Here is a 23,010-nt window from a genome sequence, read left to right on the forward strand (position 1 = left end):
CTTTTCTATCAATTGCTAGTTTTGAAACAAGGATCGTTTCTTATCTAGTAATTTACTTGGTTAGCTTGATGGGCATGTGAATTAACCCCCAAAATTTATTTTTTTTTTTTCTCTTCTTCTCCCAAAACTATAAACTTACTATTTGAAGTTCTGATTTTCACCTAAATTATTTACATTTAACACCCTCTTTTTCCAATATTTATAACAATAGTAATATAACCAACTATAAATGTATATATTTTACAATCAATTCAGCTATTACGATCATTTAAATTTCAATATATGATTATAAAAAAAGCTATCATTCTACATAATAGTCTTTTTGTTTACCAATCTACTAAATTAGGTCTAAATACAGAAAAATAAAATTTTCCTAATAATATTCGAGAAAAAACATTTATATAATTTAATTTCCGTATATTGAAATTTTAATTTATTAAATTTTATATTAATGTTATACTAAGTTTAACCAAGAAGCATCCAAGATTCTTTAATTAATCACTACATATTCCTTAAAGCAATATCAACAAGAAAAGACACTGTATAGTGTCTCTTTTTTTATGTTTTGTGCCTTTACCAGTAATAAGAGGATATATATCTATGTCCTCTTATTACTGATTGGTGTTAGAATTTCTGCCCCCACAAGCAGAATATCTGATAGACACTCATATAAGAGTGTCTTTTCTTTATTCAAAAATTATTTTTAAACAAAAACTCTTTATAAAAGAACACAGGTTCGTATATAATAGGAACAAACGTTCTCTTGATTTAGGGAGGAATCACGATGTATGACTATTCTATCTTACCGAATAGAATCATCTTATGTGTTGATTTACGTAGCTTTTACGCTTCAGTAAGTTGCATCAAAATGGGGTTAGATCCTATGTATACAAAATTGGCAGTAGTCGGTGATGTAAATAGAAACGGTTCAATCGTTCTAGCTGCCACTTCACCATTAAAAGCATTGGGTGTAAAGAAGATGGCCAGATTATACGAGATTCCTCGCAGAAAAGACATTCTTGTTGTAAATCCAATTATGGGAACATACATTAAATGCTCTAATTACATAACAAAGTTAGCTTTGCAGTACGTTCCTATTGAGGATTTTCACCAATACAGCATCGATGAATTTTTTATGGATATTACGGATAGTATTCATTTATTTGCTAACGATCCCTATGAATTCGCATTGAAATTTAAACGTGAAATATATGCGAAAACACGGATCGAATGCACAATAGGGATTGGCCCTAACCCTTTAATGAGCAAAGTAGCCTTAGATATTGAAGCAAAGAAGAATCAAAACGGCATCGCTTATTGGAAATATGAAGATGTCCCAACAAAATTATGGACCATACGACCGTTGAATAAATTTTGGGGCATATCATACAAAACGGAAGAAAAGTTGAATCGAAAAGGAATACATTCTATAGGAGATTTAGCCAATTACCCTCTTAAATACTTAAAAAAGAGCTTCGGCAAGATTGGAGAAGAATTACACATACATAGTAACGGCATTGATTTTAGCCGTATATCAGAGAAATACGTTCCAACAACAACTTCTATTGGTAAAAGCCAAATACTTATGCGTGATTACGATATAGAAGAATTCCCGATTATTCTATTGGAACATATAGAAGAAGTTTGTTATCGAATGCGAAGGCAAAACAAACTAGCTCAAACTGTCCATTTTTCCATTGGTTATAGCAAAAATTACGCTGGTGGCTTTAGAAAAACTTACACTATGAACCGCCCGACCAATTTAACAATGGATATATATAAGATTTGTACATATTTTTTACACGAGTTTTACACTGGAGAACCTATTAGATCCATAAATGTTTCTTTAACTAACTTAATCAATGAAGGCGAAGAACAAATCTCACTATTCGATAATGTAATACAACGAGAAAAAGAAATGAAACTAACGAAAGTAATGGACGAAATACGCACTAAATTTGGTAAGAACAGCATATTAAGAGGAATTTCGTATACAAATAGTGCAACAGCAAGATACAGAAACACATTGTTAGGGGGACATAAATCATGAATAACGCTAATATGCCAAAGGGGCGCGGAATGGTGAAATGGACTCCGTTCGCCGCATTAACACCTCAATTTGATGGGATACGTGAAATCATAAGGGAACAACACAAAGTCACTCGTCCGATTTTAACAACTGAAGAAAAAGAAAGAATTGAAAATATGCTATTAGGTTCCTTAGTATCAGAAGAAGAAATAAGGATTACATATTATAAGGATGGTTATTTGCTCTCTAGTTATATGACTGTTGTAGATATTGACCCGTCAACTAGCGCTGTTGTATGTACAGATGCTTTCTATAATAAGATGAAACTACAATTTTCCAATATAATCGACGTAAAATAATTCATCTAGAAAAGCCAATTCTCTAAAGGAAATGGCTTTTCTGTTTTCTTCTATAAAACCAAACATTCAAGAAATCTATTTATTGCAAAATAGATAAAATACCTCCTTTTTTGAAAAAATTCACAAATAATACATAATTAACTATATTTTTCGATTTTATTAATTTAAATATAATAATTTTATATATTAAGATTATGTTGTAAATATAATAAATGGAGGTAATTCTATAATGAAAAAAAAATTTTTTGCTTTAACTGCACCTCTTCTTTTAGCAGCATCATTAACAACACATGCAGCAACACCAAGTGAAGCGGGATTCAATAGTTTATCAACTACTCCGCCTTCTGGGATAGTAGATACTACTAATAAAAATGATGGTTTTCAGAGGGCAAAGAATTCACCTGGTAAAAAGGCTTCTGTACATAATATTGATAAAAACTCTTATAATTTCCAAGTAGATAAAGTAGGAGCCCAAGTATATACAGATAAATGGCTTACAGGAAAAAAGACTATGACTGTAGATGTTGAAAACTTTACATTTACAAAATTTCAAGGTGGTACAAAAAATGAATTAGACATTACACTCTATAATTCTAAAGGGAAAGAAGTAGACTCTAAAACTTTATATGTAAATAAAGCTAGTTCAGTGAAATTTTCCGGTTTAGATTCTTCCGAAAAATATTTTGTGAAATTCAGTGTTGCAACCAACGGGAACACTTATTCATTTAATGGATCTATCGAGTAATAAATTTAGGACAAGATAAAATGAATGTAAAATTGACGGGGGATTATGGGCAAATAATCCTGGATTGGTTGCCCTTGCTGAAGCTGTTAAGTTGGGCTATTCATTGGATCAAATTAAAGTTCTCTCTATTGGAACTGGAACAAGTTTATATGAGGTTGATAACAAACATGCTATAAGAGGTGGTATTTTATCATGGGGAGCAAACTTAGTTGATTTTACAATGCAAGCATAATCCAAGGTTGCATTTTATACTGCTTGTTACTTAATCGGTAATCGATTATCTCGTATAGATTTTGAAACAGGTGTAAATTACAAGTTAGATAATACGGAATCCAATATTCTAGCTAGACTACAACATGAGACAAATCAACAGTTTCTAAATTCCTTTGAAAAAGGTAACATCCGCACTCAATTCTTTAGTGAATAAAAAGTTTAAAGTTGTATTGTGTATACGGTAATTCATCGTCCTAAGGAGGAATTATTCAAATCACGCAAGTTAAGCCTGGATATTATATAACCATCTAGGCATTCTACATAGCTATTAAATCAAAAGCTATCTAAAAATTAGATAGCTTTTTTATTGTTTCAAAATTGTTATTGGTTTAACTGTTAACCCTGGATAAATAATTGAATAGTTGTTTTATAAAAATGTCCCCAAAAGTACTGTTCAGTGACAATAAAGTTGTTTAATTTTTAACCATTTAAACGTGCTTGTAGACAAAAATTAATAATAAAGTTATTTAAATCTTGTTCAACTAAAGCACCCGTTAGTTCAATAAGAAAAAATTATCTATTATTATTAAAGTGGCCCACCTTCAAAACCAATAGGCCATCCATCGTCTTTAAATTTTACTTTATACTGAAACTCAAAGTGACCATCATAAATAAAAGCTAAACTAAACCCCAAAAATATATAATCATCAAAATTAACCATCTTTCCAAAACATATTGTGGATAGATAGTAGTTCTTCATTTCTTGATTAGGGAAGAATTTCTGTAAATATTTTAATGCACAGCTTATATGTAGATGGAGTTCATCGAATGTTTTTTCTGCCATTTCGATAATCTCCACATCGGGATTTTCATTATTCCCCTGAATAATAATATCCACATCTTCCCATTCTCCGATATTAATACTATAAAACCACCGTTTTTGAATGAGATACTTCTCATTTTCGTATACAGGGGGATTAACTAGGTTTAATTTTTTTACCTCATCTTTAGTTAACGGTTTATCAAGAATAAGCTTTTTATGCAAAATTTCTTTGATATTAGAGACAATATATTTAGATTTGTTTAATTCTAAAGAGTCCATTTTCCACCTCATAAATTATAAAATAAAGTAAATTCCCCTTTAAGTATATCATCATCCTTATTCAACTATCCTGCACCGTTAGTTCATTAAGAATTAAAAAACTTTATTATCTCTTAACAATATTAATATTCAGATATAACCCAATCAAAATTATACATATATTGGATAACTTATGTTAAAATACCATTGAACATTATAAAAATACTAATTATTCAAACATCGAAAAGGGGCATATAAATGGCATGATAAATCAAGCTGAATGGTTGTGGCAACGGATTATCGAAAGAGGTTCAAATTCTGAAAGTAACTTTAAAGAATCGTTAAATCTTCAGCCAGGTGCAGGTGATGAAGATTTCCAACTTATTGAGGATACACTAGGGCTTACACTACCTGAAGAAATGAAGAGCTTTTATAGAGTGTATAACGGACAAATTTGGGAACCCGGGGTGAATCCATTTGTAAGAAATTTGACCCTGTCTCCCATTTCTGAAATTATATCAAATTGGGAATTTTTACAGGAAGAATTCGATCCGGATGATGATTTAGAGCCAGATATTGAAAAAGAGCTTAAACCAGCTCTTTGGAATTCTAAGTGGATTCCAATTGCAGAAAATGGTGGCGGAGATTACCTTTGCATTGATACAGATCCATCTGAAGTTGGGGTAACAGGACAGGTTTTATACTATTACCATGACTGGGGAAGGCGTGCTATCGAGGCAAAAAATATTTTTGCATTCATCGAAATTTGTTTAAAAGAAGAGAATTGTGAATAAATGTACCTAAAGTAATGTGTGCTTTAGGTGTGTAGAGATAATAAAGTTGTTTAATTTTAGTCTAAGAAATGTAATAACCACCTACTAAATTAACTTGTAGGTGGTTTTAAAGTTATTTAAAATTAAATTTAATTGTTGTAGCCTGTAATTTATAAAAATAATAAAGTTGGTTAATTCTTCTTCAACTAATGCCTCTTATTGAAAAAAGTAGCTTGCTCCATTTACTAAATTTTCATCCTATTTTACATAGCTTAATCTGCCTCAACATCTTTTTCACCTAAATTTTGAACAAATCTTAATAGATAACCATCAGGGTCCATAATTAAAAATTCTTTTTGTCCCTTTAATTTAGTATCAGCTCTATACCAATTCTCTTGAATACCAAATTTAATTGGATACTCGTTCTTTTTCAAACTATTATATAGTGGATCAATATCATTTATGATAATTTGAAAATTAATTCCTCTTCCGTAGGGATAAGATAACTCCCCAGTACTCCAATGACCATTTACTTCTTCAATCATAATCTGACAGTCATTTAAAGACAGTAAAGCAAACTTATCCTCTGGTCTTTGATATTCAATTTTAAACAGGAGAATTTCCGAATAGAAATTTAAACTTTGCTCTATATCTGAAACTGATAGCTCTGGTATTAATGTATTGAGTTTGTGCAAAAATGCTTCCCCCTTTGTTTAAGTAATTGATTATTATAACACTTACTATAAATTCTTCTTCCATTAAACTACTTCGTTAATCCTAAAAGAAGTAAACAACTTAATTATTTTTTAAAGGACTTTATTATAAATTAAACAACTTTAAAGAGCCTTACTACAATATGATTTGTAACCAGGCTCTTATATTTTTAGATCAGAATTAAATAACTTTATTATCACTTTACAAGTACACCTTTAGACAAAGTATACTTTTCACTGCGTAAACTACTTCAAAAGGTATCGAAATGTAATTAAGCCAAACTTCATAAGTACACACACTTTTTGAGACGTTGTTTGTTGAATAATTTTATTTTTAATGTAGGAAAATAGTGCTTTTAACAATTAGATACAACAAAGAGAATCCCCTTATTGTAATGGGTATGATTTTTGCATTTAAATTTCGGTGCGTGAAATTATAAAAACTACGCTACTTCTATACTCTCCCCATAAAATTCTTATAGCATTCTATAAGAATTTTATGTTATTATACAGATAGAAAATTTATTTCCATTGTTTATACTCTATTGTACGTAGCGTGAAGGACAAACCTTACGCCCTGTTAACTCGGGCGAGGTTTGTCCTTTTTTACTTTAAGGAGGAATTTACTATGAAAAAAATCTACAAAATCGGAGCAGTTATAACAACTTTATGTGTTATTGGTATAACAATCTTTACTTTAACTAAAAATGAATCAGTCAAAACAGAAACCATAACACCAGAAAAAACAATTGTATCTGCTGCCAATGTAAAAGAAGCACCTGAAAATATAAAAGATATTTCAAAAGATGAATTAAAACAAAAGATACAATCCCATGAAGAGTTCATTGCGTATTACTATCAACCAACCTGTCATTATTGTAAAAAGGCCGCACCAGATATTAATAGTATGTCAAAAAAACATGATAGAACCATCTATCGTATTGATATCTCTACACCTGAAAATCAAAGTGCCTTTCAAGAGTTCGACATTCCAGGTACTCCAGTTGTTGTAGCTTACAATAGAGGCGAAGAAGTTGAACGCCTAGAAGGGGCAGTGCCAGCTGCTACATATGATGGATTCTTTGCAAGACGTAATTCGAGCGCTAGCTAGTATAGTGCTCGTTTTTCTTTGTACGAAAGGAGAATTAACATGCAACAAAATGCCCGTATTCAATCTTTAGACATAATAAGAGGTATAGCCATACTATGTATCCTTTTTGTGAATCTACCCACTATGACGGGGCTAGATCCCTTTAATCAGGCAGGTTACTCCGGTACAGATAAAGCGATTCGTTTTTTAGTAGATTTGTTTATACAAGCAAAGTTCTACACTATTTTTGCATTCTTATTTGGCGTAGGGTTTTATATCTTTATGAAAAATACAGAAGCAAAAGGATATCCCATGTATAGGCTATTTACCCGGAGACTGTGTATTTTACTAGCCTTTGGTTTACTTCACTTCACCTTTCTATGGTATGGAGATATTCTACATGCATATGCTATAGCTGGATTTATTCTATTGTTCTTTTATAAGCGATCTACTAAACTTATTTTTATAGCTGGCTGTAGTTTCCTAACGGTTAGTTATGTATTACATACTATTGTATTTTTACGAGCAAGTTCTTCTATACCTGAAGTACCAACTTACTATCAATATATGTTTACAGGCAACACTACCAACCACACGGTAAATCTATTTACACATTATTTATATCAAGTAAAAGCACGTTTGTTTTTTCTGATGATAGAGGAACCCCAACAACTACTAATTGGGATTCCGGAATATATAGGCTTATTTTTAATCGGTTTATGGGCTGGTAAGAAAGATATTTTTAAAAGGGTACCGGAATTAATAAAGCACGTTATATTTTTACAGTGGAGCTCGTTATGCATTTCATGTCTTCTCTCTTGTCCTATTATCTACTACTTTATAAAAACGGATGTCTATTACTCTTACGATATACAACTATTAATTCTATTTGGAGGGAAGATGCTAGCTATATTCTATATTTGTACCTTACTTAGAATTTGTGAGAATAAAAAATATATAGAGTGGCTGTACCCCTTTATGAACGTAGGTAAGTATGCTTTAACGAATTACATTAGCCAAAGTATACTAAATCTTGTAATTCTTTCGTTGTCCCTTAAAGATATCTCACACGTATATTATTGGAAACTATGTATATTCGGGATTTTAATTATCTTTGCTCAAATTATATTCAGCACAATTTGGAGTAAATATTTCCGCTATGGTCCTATTGAGTTTATATGGAGAAAAGGAATTTACAAAAAATAGCCTATTTTTCTCCACTTACATGCAATTAACTGAAAAAAATGATAAAATATCATATGAAAGATTAAAGATATATTTGTGATTTTAAAATGATGTTATTAAAATTAACGTGGTTCAGGTCAGAGGAAGGCACCTTGCGGTGTCTTTTCTTTATGCATAAAAAAGCCTCGCCATCCTATGGTAATGGCAAGACTTAATTTATAGACTACTTGTTATCCGATTCATCAATTTTATTATAAACAAATTTGGCTTCTCTAAAAAGACCACCAGTGTCCCATTCCCCACCATAATGAACAAATTTCCCAGGTGAACCATCGTCTCATATACTTGGATTTTTAGGTGGTTCATAGTCATAATTTACAATACTACCAACAATATACTACAGCAAAGGTTAATAGTTTTTTCCCATTAAGACCCGTAACAATGTCGTTTATAACTTCTTTTGCTTCTTGCTAATTTTCGTTTTTAGGGATAATCACATCACAATTAAATTAAAAAAAGCAACTACCCCCGAAACAAAAATAAGTCTTTTTCTATCAAATTTACCACTTTATTTTAGTTGGATTCAATTTATTAATGTATCCACGCGCTAACTGTTTTTCGTTACTGTCAAAGATACCAATATCACCGCTAAAATTCTCCCAATATTCGCCTAAATAGTCTTTGCTAGGTGAGTGTAAATCAACATATAATCCCAATGTTCCAAAACTTGCTACTTGCCGTGCCAATGAATCTCCTACTTGTTTTGCTTGTTCTTTCGTTGTTCCTACTGGCATAATGGCAACAATTCTTGTTAAACTATCTTTTGCTTCAATGTGAATATCTTGCACTGATGTCGTATATTTGATTCCATCTTTTATTGTTTGAACACCTAATTGTGATAACTTGATATCTTTATTACGCGCACCCTCACCTTGCGCCATCTTCAATTGTTCTGCTTTTTCTTGTGCTTGCGCTTCATTTAACTCGCTATCTTTCGTTTGTTCTGCTTCTTGCTGTTTCTTGATCTCTTCTTCTTTCGCTTTTTCTTCTACTTCTTGCTGTTTCTTAGCTTCTTCCTGTTTCACCTTTTCTTCTGCTTCTTGCTGTTTCTTAGCTTCTTCCTGTTTCACCTTTTCTTCTGCTTCTTGCTGTTTCTTGGTCTCTTCCTGTTTCACCTTTTCTTCTGCTTCTTGCTGTTTCTTGGCCTCTTCCTGTTTCGTTTTTTCTTCTTTTTTAGTTTCTGTTTCTTGCTTTGCCTCCTGTTTATCTTCTGCATTTGTTTCTCGCTTTCCATTTACCTTTGTTGGTTCCGGGTCAACCATAGCTGATATAAACCATAAAACCCATGTTGCACAAAAGAATAAAGCAGCTTTCTTAAATTTTGGTTTATTCTTGAACCCTTTCACGAAAAATACGATTGAAGTAATTAATGATATTAAAGCAATTAGATTTAAAAATGCTGACATATGTATTCCCTCCAAGTTGTTTTTTACATTCCACTTTCGCTTAATACTTATTCATTTGAACTTCATTTATTTTTGTTCCCTGGCTGTTTGGCGTATCTACACTGTGATAGTTATACTTTGTGCTTTACCCAAAATTAAAAGTAAAATTTTTCCACCCTTTGCAAATTGAATTTTTCTCAACAACTTCTGACTTAAAGATATTTGTAATTATATATTCATTATTTGATAATTCTTTAAGATGTTTTTTTTATTCGTTATAGATGTTAATGAAAAATTGCGCGATTTTGTCTTCCATTTCATCAAGAAATCTGAAGCATAACAACAATAAAGTTCATACTAGCATGAACAAAAAATGATACTAGTAACCTATTAGTACGCACATATACTACAGCAAGTACAAATGCAATTAGAAAATATCCAAATATAAATGGAAAATCAAAATGTATAATAGAAAAGAAAAATGAGCTTATTAGTATACTCCAGGTTTGTTTAAACCTTCGAGTTAAGATATTTATGGCCGCATAACGAAAAACAAACTCTTCTACTAAAGGTGCAAGAAAAATAATTGAAATAAGTGCCACAGGGGATATTGCTGCAGCAGAAACTGTACTAGACGTATTTGCTGATTGTGTAGTTAACTGAAATACACTCTTATCTAGTACACTACCAACCATCTGCGCAACAAATACTAATATAATCCCAACTAAAATCCATACGAATAAATTTCTTGATAATTTAATCGATAACTTTGAATCATTCATTAATTCTTTACTATATATAAGAAAAATGATTATTAATGTAAGTGAAAATCCAATTAGTTCCCAATGTATTAGAAGTTGTTGGATAGCTTGCTGTTGGTTTCCCTGAATATCATACCAGCCTGTCTTCGCTAGTAATTGTACACCTATTATACCTACAAATTGTGTCATTATAAAATAAATCAAAATGATCAAACCTGATTTATATCTAGTAGCACTACACATATTCTTATTTACATCCTCCACTTTCTTTATCTTTTCGATACCGCTCATTGCAATAACATTTGGGAATTATTAAATATATCCCTTTCATTTTAATTAATTAAATTCAATATATAAACTTAACAATTATTATTTCATTCATATGTAGCAAACCTCCTGCAGCCTTCAAATACTTAAATCCCATTTCTAATGCACCAGTTTCACCAAATCCCTGATTAAATAATAGTGAGACATCATACTTCTTTGCGTACCCTTTTGCTACATCAATAGATACATGTTCACAAGCGCCTTTTTGAATGACAATAACATCGCATTTTTTATAAAAGGGTTGTGTTTTTCTCCACAACCCTTTTTTCCTTCTTAATCCACAGGTACTTCTTCTTGTCCATGTGGAATTTGTGCAATTGGTGTTACAATTTGTGCATATTGGTTTACCTGCACTTTAAATTGTCGTGGTTCTAAGAAGTTTACCTGTTGAATTAAAACTTCAATATGAAACGTATCTACTTTTTTTCCACGGTCAATTTTGGTAATTCGCGCATTGTAAAACTGATCCCCATTTAGGAAATATCGTTGTACAGCTTCTGTAGCCAGCATACGCTCATTACTTGTCATTTTCATCGGTTCAATACCAAATCCATCCTTTGTAAACAAGTACGGTACATCATAACTACTATTAGAAATTTTTCGTAGTAAATCCTCTACAGTTTTTGTCTTCGCGATATATTCCTCTTCTTTTGTATCAAATCCCTTTGGCTTATCTCCAAGCATCTCGATTTCATCTTGATTTACTTGCTCTTCCTCTTGTACTTGAGATTTCATCATGTAACGATGAATAGTATTATAGGTAGCAACGCCTACTACTAACACTATAATTCCCAATATAACTAAGTACTTACGAGGCAGATTCGCTAACACACTCATGACTTTCTTCATTTCTTCACATCCCAAATCAGTCTATAACATTACGGATTTGCGTCATATGTTGACCTCTTGCCGTATAGTTTAGACCTGTAATTTGTACACCTTTATTATCACCAATATGAATCATTCTTTGATTCCCCATATAAATTGCAACGTGCCCAGGGTTTTCATAGAAAATAAGATCCCCTGGTTGTGCATGATTGATATCTGGTACTTGTTTACCTTGTCCGACTTGAGCACCTGTCCAATCTCCAAGTTGTACACCTATGCTTGTTCTAAAGACATACTGCGTAAATCCTGAGCAATCTGAAGAGCCACCTGGTGGATTACGGTCTCCTAATACATATCTGACTTTTCCTTGCCCTAGCCATTTTTTCGCTTCTTCCAGTACCTTTTGTCGTTTAGCATTTGTCATGGTAGGAGAACCACCAGATGATAACCCTGGATCATCATTTTTCTTAAAGAACTTCATTGGATCCGTCGGTTGATCATTTATACGAATTTGGAAATCTAAATGGACAGCGTATCCAAGCATGTTCAGAACACCACCAACATAGTTAGAACCACCCATTTCCCCTATAATTTGTCCTTTTGTTACCATAGTTCCTGGTGTAACTGATATCTTACTCAAGTGTAAATAACGGGATACAATGCCATTTCCATGGTCAATATAGACACCTAGACCACCGTAGTTTACATATCCTGTTTGAGCTGTAACTACTCCTGCTTCCATCGACCATACAGGGTCTCCTGGTTTTCCAGCGGTCATGGCTCCAATATCTACAGCATTATGCGGTTTGTTATTATGAATTTCATCAAATGTACCTGTAATACGCCCTGATTTCGTTGGCCATTTCCAACCTTTATCAGAAATCCATTCTCCATCTCCATTTGCTACACAACCTAAATCTTTGTAATATTTTAAAACCTTAGAAACATATGTAAAATCCCCATAACACGCATTTACCTTGGTTCGGAAGTTATTCGGATCGGAGCAACCACCTGGATTTAAATGATTCTTACTTCTTGAGAACTCAATAGCTGTTTCTTCTGAATAGCCACCCTTTGCTAAAGCGTAACTAATAAAACCTTCGCCAAAGTTGTAAGACTGCAAAGCGAGTGAAATGTCACCATTGGCCTTTCCTAGTACATCTTTAAATTCCCGTACACCTGCTTCTATAGAAATATTGGGATCTTTAATACACCCTACACGAGCATTTCCCTTTACACCAATACAAGATGAGCTCATGTCTCCATATTGCCCCTCTGAAGCCTGCATCGGGTCATTTCCTGCTCCACCTGATTCCTGCATCATTTGGGCAGCCAAAATACCAACATATTGAGCAACACCATGTTTTTCTGCCATTTCTTTAATCTTTGGAAGATATCCTGTAACTTTTGCATTAAGATTGACAGGCTCCCCGCCAGGACTCACATTACCTACACACATACCACCAACAAAATTACTAGAAGGTGCTAGATGTCCATACATACCTTCTAACATCCCGGCCTCTAATATCTCACGCGCACGCTCTTTTTGACTTTTACTAAACTTTGCGAGTTCCATAGCTTTCTCTAGCCCATGAGAAGATGTTGTCACTTTTTTGCTTCCACTTGCATTAATCTCATCTATTTTTTTCTTAAAATCTGTATCTCCTAATATCTTTTTTACATCTGGTCCGGAGTAACTTTCAGATTTTGTTTTTTGCATCTCTTTTTTCTTTTTTTCACAAGGACCATTCGGTCCCACCTCACATACCTCTTTTTCCGTATATTCTTCATATTGAATATACAAGAAATATGATATAGCATCATGCGGATCTTTACCAGTTAAATCATTATCATATCGCGCCATGTCAAAGGCGACAACCTCTTTCCAATCCACATTCAGAGCCATTGAGACTTCCATATATTTTTTTACTTGTTCCTCTGTCTTACCTTCATCATCGGTAAAAGGTACAAAAGAGACTAAAATCACACACACAGCAATAATTACTCCCATAATCAAAGCGGCAGGTAATCCAATCGCTGCCACAACAGCACCCACAATTTTTAATATACCTGCTTTTAGTATTTTGGCAGCAGCTTTCGCTGCCGCCCTTCCTGCTTTCCCTGCCAATTTTGCCATCTTCCCGCGCGCTTGCATCCCTTTTTTCTTAATAAAGTGGGAAGCTACATCTTTTAAAGGATTACTTTTTTTCTGTTCATTTGGATCGTTAGGATTTTGACTCATAGACTTATCACACCATATTTTCCATTTTGAGAATTTCTTCCTCTTCGCTGTGCTAAGCGAGGGTTTGGCGCAAATGGAATCAGATTTTGTGGGTCATGTTCTGATAAATTTAAATGCGTCTCTGTACGGACTACTTCGTCCTGTGTTTGTGTTACTAAGATTTCTTCTCTTGGCTTAATACTACTGTCTTTCACTTCACAAGCTCTTTCAATCCTTTGGTTTGCTTGTAAGCGCGTATCTCCTTTTCCAAACGGTGAAATACGTGAAACTGTACCGTCTGTTGTTGTCGCAACCATGTAACTACGCTCTCTTTCTACCACCATTTGCACATTCTTATAGCCACCTTGGTCTAAATCAGACATATAGAAGTGACCATTGTCTACTTTGTGATTGACCGTAAGTGGTGGTTCATTAAATACCGGTTTCTGTTGTAAAGGTCTTTGATTTTGGTTTCCTACTAATTGATTTGGATTTACATTAATGGAACGATTAATGCTGATTTTTCCACCACTTGAATCTTGAATATACGCTGGTGAAGCTTTCATACCATTTCGGTACTGTGTCAACTGCCCATCTGCAATATTTAAATCTTGGTATACCATTTGTCCGGAACGAATGCTACTATCTCCACTACCATAACGAGATACAACTTGTGTCATCCCACTGGAATCTTTTGCTTCAATCCATGATTTGTTATTCGTCGTAACTAAACGTACAGCCCCTTTAGCAACAGATTGCGTTCCTGTATGGTCTGTGGTTGTTGGTACCATTCTCTGAATCTCTTGAATTTCTTTTGCTTCTGTTTGAACAGCTTTGTTATACGGGTTATGTTTACTTACCATACGTGCAGTCGCTTGATAAGCACCTGCACCACCAATTACACCAGCTGCATAACTTAACCCTTTTGTTACATTGTAATGGCGTTCTGCTGCATTCCCACCTAATGATGTATTAACAGCAGCAGTAGTCCCACTTATCACTCTTTGTACTGCATTCCCTCCGGATTGTTGTACAGCACTCGCAGCACTAAAGTATGCATTTGATACCGTATCAATGCGATCCGCAAGCATAAGGTGTTTCGCACCTTCCATTACACTCATGCCAAGTTTTGTACTCTGCTGTGTCATACGTCCCACCGCAGATGTTGGGATAGACATTTTACCAGCACTTTGTGCAATATTTGCTACACTTGTTGATGCATCTGCATAAGAGCGTTCAATTTCCGCAACGGAAAGATCTCCTGCACGTGCGATACTCGCTTGCGTTTGTGTCGCCGCATATACAGCTTTATTGATTGCGCCACCTGTTGCAACGCCATGTGAACGAACACCTTGAATCGCACTAGTAATTCCAGAACCTACTTGTTGACTCACCGTTCCAAGACTTGCATGGCTTTGTAATCCTTTCGTTAATTGCGAAGCAAAAGCATCTTTATTAATATACGATTGATTATGTAGACTCTTACCACTCGTATCTTTCGCCTGTACGGGCATCGCTCCCGCTTGTACTGCCGCTTGTTGTGCGACTGCTTTAAATTCATTTCCTTTTTCATTCAGGTGCGACTGCCAAGCTTGCTCTTTTTGTGGTTGAGACATAGTTGGAGACAAGTTTTTCATAAAGCTTGCCTGTTGCTCTGCTGCATAGCCCTGTTTAAAGGATTCTGTAGAGGCTTGAACCAGGTTCCCAACATTACTTACTTGTTTTGCTTGCTGGCTTCCAGTGCCACTTGTCAAACCGTGTGTTTTCACACCATTGACTGCCTTCTGAATGCCTGCTGCACTGGATATACCCATTGCATTTAAGCCAGGATTTTTTTGTAACTGTTGTGATAAGTGAGAAGCGAAAGCTTCTTTATTTGCATAGTTTGTACCGTCTTTTTGTTGCACAATCCCTGCTTGTTCTGCCGCTTGTTGTGCATAATTTTTAAATCCTTGTACTTTTTGATCTAAATGTTTATTCCATGCAGCTTCTTTTTCTTGTTGTGGCATATCTACAGGGAATTGTTTCATGAATCCAGCCTTATGGTCTGCACTATAAGCCTTCTTAAATGCAGCAGTAGAAGCGCCGACAAGAGCACCGACTTGTCCCATATTTTGATGGCCACTTTCTAACGTTTCTCCTTTTACTCCCTCAACTGCTTTTCCGACTTTTCCTAACGCAAGTTGAGAAGCAAACGCATCTTTATTGACATAGGACTTATCAAACAGGTTATTTCCTTGCTTATCCTTCGCATCAACTGGCATGGCTCCCACTTTTGTTGCCGCCTGTTCTGCGTGGTTTCTAAATCCTTGTACTTTTGCGTTTAGATGGTCATTCCATTGTTTCTCTTTCTCTTCCGCTGACATATTTTCTGGTAATTGACTCATAAACGTATCTTTATGGTCTGCCTCATAACCCTTTTGGAATGCATTCGTTGCAGCGTTAACTAAATCTCTAGCATTTCCATATGGTGTAGCGGTTTTCTTCATATTTTGTAAATCTTGTTTCCGCTGATTTGTGAAACGAGACATTTGATCACCATTTGTTTTCGCTACTTTTTTAGCAATCTCTGCATCGGAAGCATTAGGGAATGCTTGTTTTAAGCGGCTTGCCACTGCAGAATCTGGATTATCCGCTTTCCAAGATTCAAAATCTTTTGTAGCTAAATCCTGTGCGATATCTTCATCGGTTAGTTCTGGATACGATTCACCATTTAGATTTGAATACGTGTCCGCACCCTTCTTTATACTCGAACCAATATGTTTTCCTAAAGCTACAGCTCCTTCACCCACTGCAGCAACACTTCTACCAGCCACTGCACCAGGAGCACCACCTAATGCACTTCCAACTTGCGAGCCTACTACCATCGCTCCCGGTCCAAGACCAGCTCCTGCTGCCATACCTGCAAGTCCTGTCGTTGCTTTACCCATTGAACTTCCAATTTGACCTGCTTTTAACATACGAGCTGCACGAGATGTTGTACCAACATCTGTCCCTAAATTCGCTCCTAATGCATCTTTTGGGTTATCTGCATCTTCTTTTGTCTTTTCTTTATCCCCTTTATCATCAGGTTTTATTTTTGAATTACGATAATCATCACGAACACCTTTAACTAAACCAGCCACACTTGCTAAAGCACCCATACCCATCATGGTACCTGCTCTATGAATACCAGCAGATGCATTGGTGCTAAGGCCGATAAAGCTTTTTACAATCTCACCAACTGGGATAAACATGGCAAGCAATACTAATTTTATAATAGGATTTTGTGCCCCCCCAATAAGTGTAATGACTAACCATAAGGTAATTGCGTGAATCGCTTGGATTAATACTGCTCCCATAAACTCACGAATCCAATATAACGTCTGTTGTTTCTTTTGTGGGAACAACCACATTCCTATCATTACAGGGCCTAGTAACATTAATACGTACAGTGTCACCGCACGCATTAAATAATAAAAGTTTGCCCATATCATTAATCCAGCTTCAATAAATAGTCCGAATATGATAAACATATAATCGTTTTCATGACCTTTCATTGAGAGCTCTGTAATTGTCTTATAGTCAGACAGCCCCGACTTTAACAAAGGTATTTGTTGATCCGGGTTGAAATTCCCATTATTTACTCCATTTATCGCCTCTTTAAATTCCAATGTAATCCAATTGTTTAGATCAAATACAAAATTATAAAAGAAATCCAAATGCCAGAGGCAAATCGAGATAATCATTAAGTCTTTTGCATATTCAATTAATGCCGTCCGATTATTTGGATTTATAGCCGTTGCTGAGTATTTTGCTGCTGTAATCACTACACTGACGAGGACACAAAAAGCAACAAATTTAAACATGACAGGCATACCGGTATCTAATACATTTGTAACCGCGTTCTTTTCATATAAAAAATCTAGATTAGCATTATCTCCACCAAAGACTAGAACTGGAATAGTATCCATAAATCCATAAATAGGCGCTAGGAGGGTCTTTACCATATGGATAATAAGGCCACCGACCCAATCTATTATTTTCTCAAGCATATTTTCACCTTCCTTTTCAAAGGTACGCTATTATCCTGTGTACCCTTGTACTTTCTTCATATTATTTAAAAGCTCTTGAAGTACCGCTTCATTCGATTCAATGAACATCATTTCTTTGTCAGATGGATCTGTTTGAATCCAAACTGAACTATCCCCTACACGGAAGATTCCTTCTCCTTTTCCTGGGTTGTTAAGAATAATATCAAGCTCCCCGGCAGTTAAGTTAAAATTCTCTTGGATTTTTTTCTTATCAATCTTATTTTGTTCTAAGAAGAAATAAGAGAAAGTAGATTGCAAGATACCACGCGCTTTCACATTTTCTAAAATACGAACAAAGTCCTGACTGGCCCAACACATACCTGCATTTCTTTTACGTGAACGACGTGCTACTTTTTCTAAGAAGTTAACCGTTTGTTCATAATCGATAAACTGCCACATCTCATCCACATACAGTACTTTTCGTTTGATAGCATGTTCTGGACTCTTAATCCAATGCTCCCAAATATAGTTCAAAATAACGTGGAAAGCGATTGGCTTTAAGAAGCCTTCTTCTAAATGACTAATATTAAAATTAACAACGCGTGATTCATTTAACTGTGTTTCCACACCACGACCAAAATGACTTTGTCCATCAAATAATGGTTTTGAACCATCACGTAAAAATGGACGAATCGCGGCAATTAACTCTTCTGCTTTCACATCGTCCCCATGATGTTCTACTATGACATCATAGATTTCTTTTAACTCTGGCTCTGGCTTTCTCACCTGAGACTGAATTAATTGTCCATCTACCTTTTTCACTTCATCTGTATATAAGGAGGATGGATGTGAGGTAATACCATGTTTATCAAACACTTCACGAATTGCGTCTTCTAGCATCGTACGCTGGAAGACATTTAATCCCGGTTGATCAAAGTCTTGCCCACGAATAATAATGTCAAAGAATCCTAGTATTTCATTGATTTTCTCTAAAATCGGCACAAACCTTACGTATTTTACGCCATCATGCTCTACGAGTTCCTTCTTATCGTATTGTTCAAGCGCTTCTAGTTCTTCGTCTTTATCTGTAATCTGAAGTTCTGTCACTGCGATTGCACAAGGGTTAATAATGATATTACTTTCTGGTGAAATATTTAAATTAATACCACCTAGACGTTTTGTAATTTTTACGAATTCTCCCTCTGGATCGATAATCATTGCATGCGTATCTGCAAGTGATGTTTCACGAGCGAGCTTCATTTTTAAAAGTAAACTTTTCCCGGAACCTGAGATTCCCGTTACACCAATGTTATAATTTGGTGGACGATAATCTGCATTCCCGAAAGAATTTAAAAATTCTACTTGCCCAGTAATTTTGTTCTTTCCTATCGGTATACCTCCGTTAAACCTGCCGGAACCTGACACAAAAGGTGCAAATGTACACAACGCACGTCTATCGATATTTCGATAGGTATCTTGCAGAGTATTTGGTGCCCCTAGCGGCATAACAGCTTTTAAACCACTCTTCACACGATTCCACGTACTTGCTATCTTAAAGTGAGATGCTTGCATTTCATCTTCAATATACTCACATAAAACGTCCAATTCTTTCTTTGATTCGGCATACGCAACACCCATTGTACTCACCATATAGGAGTCATTTTCATTAAACTGGATTTCATCCATTAAATTGTTTGTGTCTTGAATCTTTGCATCTAAATCTTTCTCTTGGTCAATGTTTCCACGTGTACGTTGGAAAGAAAGATTCGAACGTAACATCGTAAGCTGCATATCTAATGATCGCATTGCTTTGGCTTTTGGTTCTTTATGAATATCAATCATGACATCTACTTCCCCAGCTGAAGTTAACATGTTCAGCCAATTGGTTTGCATCATACGTGGATACCCATCACGTGGAATATAAAACGGGCGAAAGAACGTATTACTTCCTAAGGATTGTTTAATTACTCCATAATCTTCTGCGTCAATTTTCATTCCTTCTGGAGCAATGACATCAAATACTGTAGTTTGATTGTCTAATTGTGTCGGTATTTCCTCTTCTTCCAACTCTTCCTCCTCTAGTTCCAATTCATCTTTTTCTTTTGCTTCTATTTTTTTCTTTTTTCCGAATAACTTCATAATTACGTCACCTCGTTATTTGATTTTTCTGTCTTTTCTTCCGCTAGCACTTTTTTCAGTAACTCTAGTTTTCTCTCATTTGTCTCACTGGTTGAATATAGGGAGAAATTCTCGTTTTCAATTAAGTCCTGGAAACGCGCTTTTACAGCTTTACGACGATTAAACGCTACGTATAAAAGCTCTATTAATTTATCTTTCGTTAACATTTCTACATTAATTTTTGCTTTTGATAGTAGATTTCGAGAAGCATTATAACGACGATATAATTCGTTAAATGCCTTATCTACAATCTTTTCTTCTAACTCGTCCTCTGTATCAGCAGTAATCGTACTAATATCAACCTTGTATGGATAAATTAAATAACGCTTTTGCTCATATCGAGGTTGCGAACGTTGCCAGTACTCTAAGTTATCGATAACTTCTTGACCATATAGTACTGTCTCTGGTGTAAGGTCCTTCGCACCTTTCATCGTTTCTGTCATTTTTCGTACAGGATCTGTTAAATCTACAAACTTACTTTGAATATATACTTTTGTATTAAACTCTAATGTGGTTAACCATGATTCAATTTTGATATCAATTGCTTCTTGTTCCATATTGGAGAGCAAGTAATAATTAACTGGATGCGCTTCCGCAATCAAGACAAATGTATCATCATGATAACGAATCATATGATTATCAATTTCCTTAATGTCTTCTACAAAAGCGTTAAAGAAATCAACATTATCCTCATCAACTTCTGATTCGGCAGGCATATTCTTTTTATTTTTCTTTCCACTTTTTTCAGCAGTGTGTTTCTCTACTCCGCCTTGCTTTTTCCCCTTTTTCTTAGACCCAAACAGCGGTTTTCCGTTCATTTTCCGATAAAAGAAAAATCCTACAATGGCTATCGCCGCAAAATATATCATTTCCAACATCTATAAATTCTCCTTTGCCCATGTAGTTGGCTCGTACCCTTTTCTCCACTTCCCTTTTTCGGAACGGCTACGCATTTTGATAAGTAAAAATCTATCTAGATACATGTGTTGTTTTTCTTTATAAATAAAAGCAAACGCTATTACACCTACTACCGTTGGTAGTGCTAAAATTAAGCAAATAAAAAACGCTACTACCGCATCAATAGGTACAAATAGCCGCCATAAAAATGGTACATATAAATAAAGAGCCGCTCCGCCACCTAATAGATAAATCAATTGGCGTTTACTTAATACTCCTAACAGCGTTTTTTGTTCTGAAGTCATGTCAACAGGAACAGTTACTTTTCTCATATTGTTTCCTCCCTTGTATAAGAGAAGCTCTCCCCAAATGGAGGAGAGCTTGTACAAACTCTTATGTTAGATTGTTGCAACCCAAGCAGCGATGTCGTACGCTTTAATCATGACAAAGCCTCCAATTGCCGCACAAGCTAAACCAATCATAGCTTGTGTACGGTTTTCAGGGTTCTTCCCTTGCGCACCAGAAAGTTTAATAGCTGCGAATACAACACAAGCAACTACCCAAATACTACCAAAACCGATTAATGTTTTTACAAGGGTATTCATACTATTTTGGACAGTTGCAGCATCGCCTTTACCGCCATTACCACCAAGGCCCTTCGTAAAACTACCTTTTGCCAGTAAAAAATCTCCTACTGATGTTGTCATAAGTTTTGCAGACAACCAATTCAACATACTTCCTGCACCTCCGGATGTTTTTGCTCGCAAAACGCAAAAAGACCCCAATACACGCACACGTCCCCTAAGGACATGGCGCATATTGAGGTCTTCTCTTATATGCGAACTGATTAATTTTTATTTTATTGTAAAATCTTATTACTTTCATATTATAGCTATACGATTTTAAAAATACAAGCCCTAATTTACACTAAAAAAATAAAAATAGACTTTTCATGTTCCATTTTTATCTAATTTCTTTGTTTTCTTTGTTTGGATCGTACCCTAACATTTGAATTTGAAACATATCACAGTTCTTAAGACCTAGAACATTCATTTCTTCTCTCAATGAACGCCATGGTTCTATTTTTATTGATTTTGTAATTTTGTCTCTAATTATATACACAATTAGTATTTAACTTGCTGCTGCCATCGATTATTTTAATTGGATTTCCTAAATTATTTGGCCCTTTGTCTACGGTAACATTATTTGCCCCAGGAATAGGGCATCTCTTATTTGTAATACCTTTGCTCTCTATAATTGTAGGGGGTCATTAAATTAGGTAAAGTAACACTAACATTAAAGAAAAATACTTTTGATGCATAAGCTGAAAAGTCATGATTGATTTTATGAATTCTCTCTAATAATTTAAAAAGTATGTTATTTTATTTTAATTACATCCTCCTATTCCCATTAATATTTTTCAATAGGAGATCAAGCGTGATAGATACTATCATAAGTGGTGTCATCATTTCTTATTGAACTAAAGGGGCTTTAGTTCAATAAGAAATAAGTGATTGTGTTTTTAGATCTCGTTCATGATTTAAGTTATTCTATTAAAGGGTGCTATTGTTGAATGAACTTTAACTTTTCAAACGACATTATTGATATATTTTGAGTACATTGAAGTATCTTATATCGAAAATTAAACAACTAGATTTTAACCCCTTCCTAAATTCAGAATAGGGTTATGCTTGTTTTAGGTTTAAAAATTAAATAACTTAATTGTCTGTTTACAACACCCCTTTTTATTTGCTTACTAAATTTACTTATCTCTATTTTTTCAGAAAGAGAAAAAAGTAACCTATTAAGTTGAAGGTAATACATTAAATAATGAATATCCTTCAGCCTGATAGGTTACTTATCTTATATTTAATAAAGAGAGAACTTTATGACATACTACAAAATTGTGAGGGCATAAAATAACTATCATTTCCAAATTCTACTCAAAAACAGTATAGTAAATTTTAAAATTTCTTCTTAATTATAAAATTTCCATATTAACTTTTTGTGACATTGAAGAAAAGATTAAAATCTTCTCCACCCCAATAAATTTTAGAGTGATCAGCATTGTCGTACAATGTAATCGATGCTATCTTATATTCTCCTGGATTCGCATACGGATTTAATTGAATGTCTGCAATCCATTTATTAC

The 23,010-nt window shown here is 34.6% G+C and carries 18 protein-coding genes and 2 pseudogenes; 7 read left to right on the forward strand and 13 right to left on the reverse strand.

The features are described from left to right. Positions 1-784: 784 nt before the first annotated feature. From AC3WVA_RS23950 to AC3WVA_RS23965, 4 genes are all read left to right on the forward strand, one after another. On the forward strand, positions 785-2,050 hold the full coding sequence (locus AC3WVA_RS23950; protein ID WP_492322208.1) for a Y-family DNA polymerase: 1,266 nt from the start codon (positions 785-787) through the stop codon (positions 2,048-2,050). Beyond that, entirely contained in the window at positions 2,047-2,388 is a 342-nt protein-coding gene (locus tag AC3WVA_RS23955) for a YolD-like family protein (RefSeq protein WP_492322209.1), read from the forward strand. The genes AC3WVA_RS23950 and AC3WVA_RS23955 overlap by 4 nt, the downstream gene beginning before the upstream one ends. 229 nt (positions 2,389-2,617) lie before the next feature. After that, positions 2,618-3,133 carry a hypothetical protein gene (locus AC3WVA_RS23960; RefSeq protein WP_492322210.1) on the forward strand — a complete coding sequence of 172 codons (516 nt, stop codon included), beginning with the start codon at positions 2,618-2,620 and terminating at the stop codon, positions 3,131-3,133. Positions 3,134-3,224: 91 nt separating this feature from the next. Further along, positions 3,225-3,365 (forward strand): hypothetical protein, encoded by a 141-nt coding sequence (locus AC3WVA_RS23965; protein ID WP_195756533.1) that lies wholly within the window; start codon positions 3,225-3,227, stop codon positions 3,363-3,365. A 567-nt stretch (positions 3,366-3,932) separates the two neighbouring features. Here the strand turns inward: AC3WVA_RS23965 and AC3WVA_RS23970 are convergent. Further along, a complete protein-coding gene (locus AC3WVA_RS23970; RefSeq protein WP_492322211.1) occupies positions 3,933-4,448 on the reverse strand; it encodes a hypothetical protein in 516 nt (171 codons plus the stop codon). Positions 4,449-4,690: 242 nt separating this feature from the next. On the opposite strand from AC3WVA_RS23970, the gene AC3WVA_RS23975 reads away from it, so the two are divergent. After that, on the forward strand, positions 4,691-5,221 hold the full coding sequence (locus tag AC3WVA_RS23975; protein WP_195756531.1) for an SMI1/KNR4 family protein: 531 nt from the start codon (positions 4,691-4,693) through the stop codon (positions 5,219-5,221). 251 nt (positions 5,222-5,472) lie between these two features. On the opposite strand, the gene AC3WVA_RS23980 is transcribed toward AC3WVA_RS23975, so the two are convergent. Continuing rightward, positions 5,473-5,895, reverse strand: coding sequence for a bleomycin resistance protein (locus AC3WVA_RS23980; RefSeq protein WP_195756530.1), 423 nt, complete (start codon positions 5,893-5,895; stop codon positions 5,473-5,475). Positions 5,896-6,541: 646 nt separating this feature from the next. Between AC3WVA_RS23980 and AC3WVA_RS23985 the strand changes: the two genes are divergently transcribed. Both AC3WVA_RS23985 and AC3WVA_RS23990 read left to right on the forward strand, forming a co-directional pair. Then, entirely contained in the window at positions 6,542-7,024 is a 483-nt protein-coding gene (locus AC3WVA_RS23985) for a thioredoxin family protein (RefSeq protein ID WP_492322212.1), read from the forward strand. A gap of 39 nt (positions 7,025-7,063) precedes the next feature. Further along, positions 7,064-8,209: a DUF418 domain-containing protein gene (locus AC3WVA_RS23990; RefSeq protein ID WP_341014240.1), complete on the forward strand. Its 1,146-nt coding sequence runs from the start codon at positions 7,064-7,066 to the stop codon at positions 8,207-8,209. 202 nt (positions 8,210-8,411) lie between these two features. Here the strand turns inward: AC3WVA_RS23990 and AC3WVA_RS23995 are convergent. From AC3WVA_RS23995 to AC3WVA_RS24045, 11 genes and pseudogenes are all read right to left on the reverse strand, one after another. Then, positions 8,412-8,658, reverse strand: a pseudogene (locus AC3WVA_RS23995) (hypothetical protein); the annotation flags it as partial. A 90-nt stretch (positions 8,659-8,748) separates the two neighbouring features. Then, the gene (locus AC3WVA_RS24000) at positions 8,749-9,654 is read right to left on the reverse strand and encodes a multimodular transpeptidase-transglycosylase / penicillin-binding protein 1A/1B (protein WP_417902759.1); all 906 of its coding nucleotides are present in this window, start codon (positions 9,652-9,654) and stop codon (positions 8,749-8,751) included. A 299-nt stretch (positions 9,655-9,953) separates the two neighbouring features. Continuing rightward, entirely contained in the window at positions 9,954-10,637 is a 684-nt protein-coding gene (locus tag AC3WVA_RS24005; protein WP_492322245.1) for a CPBP family intramembrane glutamic endopeptidase, read from the reverse strand. 103 nt (positions 10,638-10,740) lie between these two features. Further along, positions 10,741-10,956: pseudogene (locus tag AC3WVA_RS24010) on the reverse strand (hypothetical protein); the annotation flags it as partial. A 38-nt stretch (positions 10,957-10,994) separates the two neighbouring features. Beyond that, a complete protein-coding gene (locus AC3WVA_RS24015; RefSeq protein WP_195756526.1) occupies positions 10,995-11,570 on the reverse strand; it encodes a hypothetical protein in 576 nt (191 codons plus the stop codon). A gap of 16 nt (positions 11,571-11,586) precedes the next feature. Further along, complete coding sequence (locus AC3WVA_RS24020; RefSeq protein ID WP_492322213.1) at positions 11,587-13,791, reverse strand: lysozyme family protein; 2,205 nt, start codon at positions 13,789-13,791, stop codon at positions 11,587-11,589. After that, positions 13,788-17,804 (reverse strand): type IV secretion system protein, encoded by a 4,017-nt coding sequence (locus AC3WVA_RS24025; protein ID WP_492322214.1) that lies wholly within the window; start codon positions 17,802-17,804, stop codon positions 13,788-13,790. The genes AC3WVA_RS24020 and AC3WVA_RS24025 overlap by 4 nt, the downstream gene beginning before the upstream one ends. Positions 17,805-17,834: 30 nt before the next feature. Next, positions 17,835-19,922 carry a VirB4 family type IV secretion system protein gene (locus AC3WVA_RS24030; protein WP_098521757.1) on the reverse strand — a complete coding sequence of 696 codons (2,088 nt, stop codon included), beginning with the start codon at positions 19,920-19,922 and terminating at the stop codon, positions 17,835-17,837. A gap of 2 nt (positions 19,923-19,924) precedes the next feature. After that, entirely contained in the window at positions 19,925-20,839 is a 915-nt protein-coding gene (locus AC3WVA_RS24035; RefSeq protein WP_492322215.1) for a hypothetical protein, read from the reverse strand. Next, positions 20,840-21,190 (reverse strand): PrgI family protein, encoded by a 351-nt coding sequence (locus AC3WVA_RS24040; protein ID WP_157410543.1) that lies wholly within the window; start codon positions 21,188-21,190, stop codon positions 20,840-20,842. Between the two features lie 66 nt (positions 21,191-21,256). After that, the gene (locus AC3WVA_RS24045) at positions 21,257-21,676 is read right to left on the reverse strand and encodes a hypothetical protein (protein ID WP_088083989.1); all 420 of its coding nucleotides are present in this window, start codon (positions 21,674-21,676) and stop codon (positions 21,257-21,259) included. Positions 21,677-23,010: the final 1,334 nt, after the last annotated feature.

The organism is Bacillus sp. EB106-04-02-XG92 (assembly GCF_058791995.1).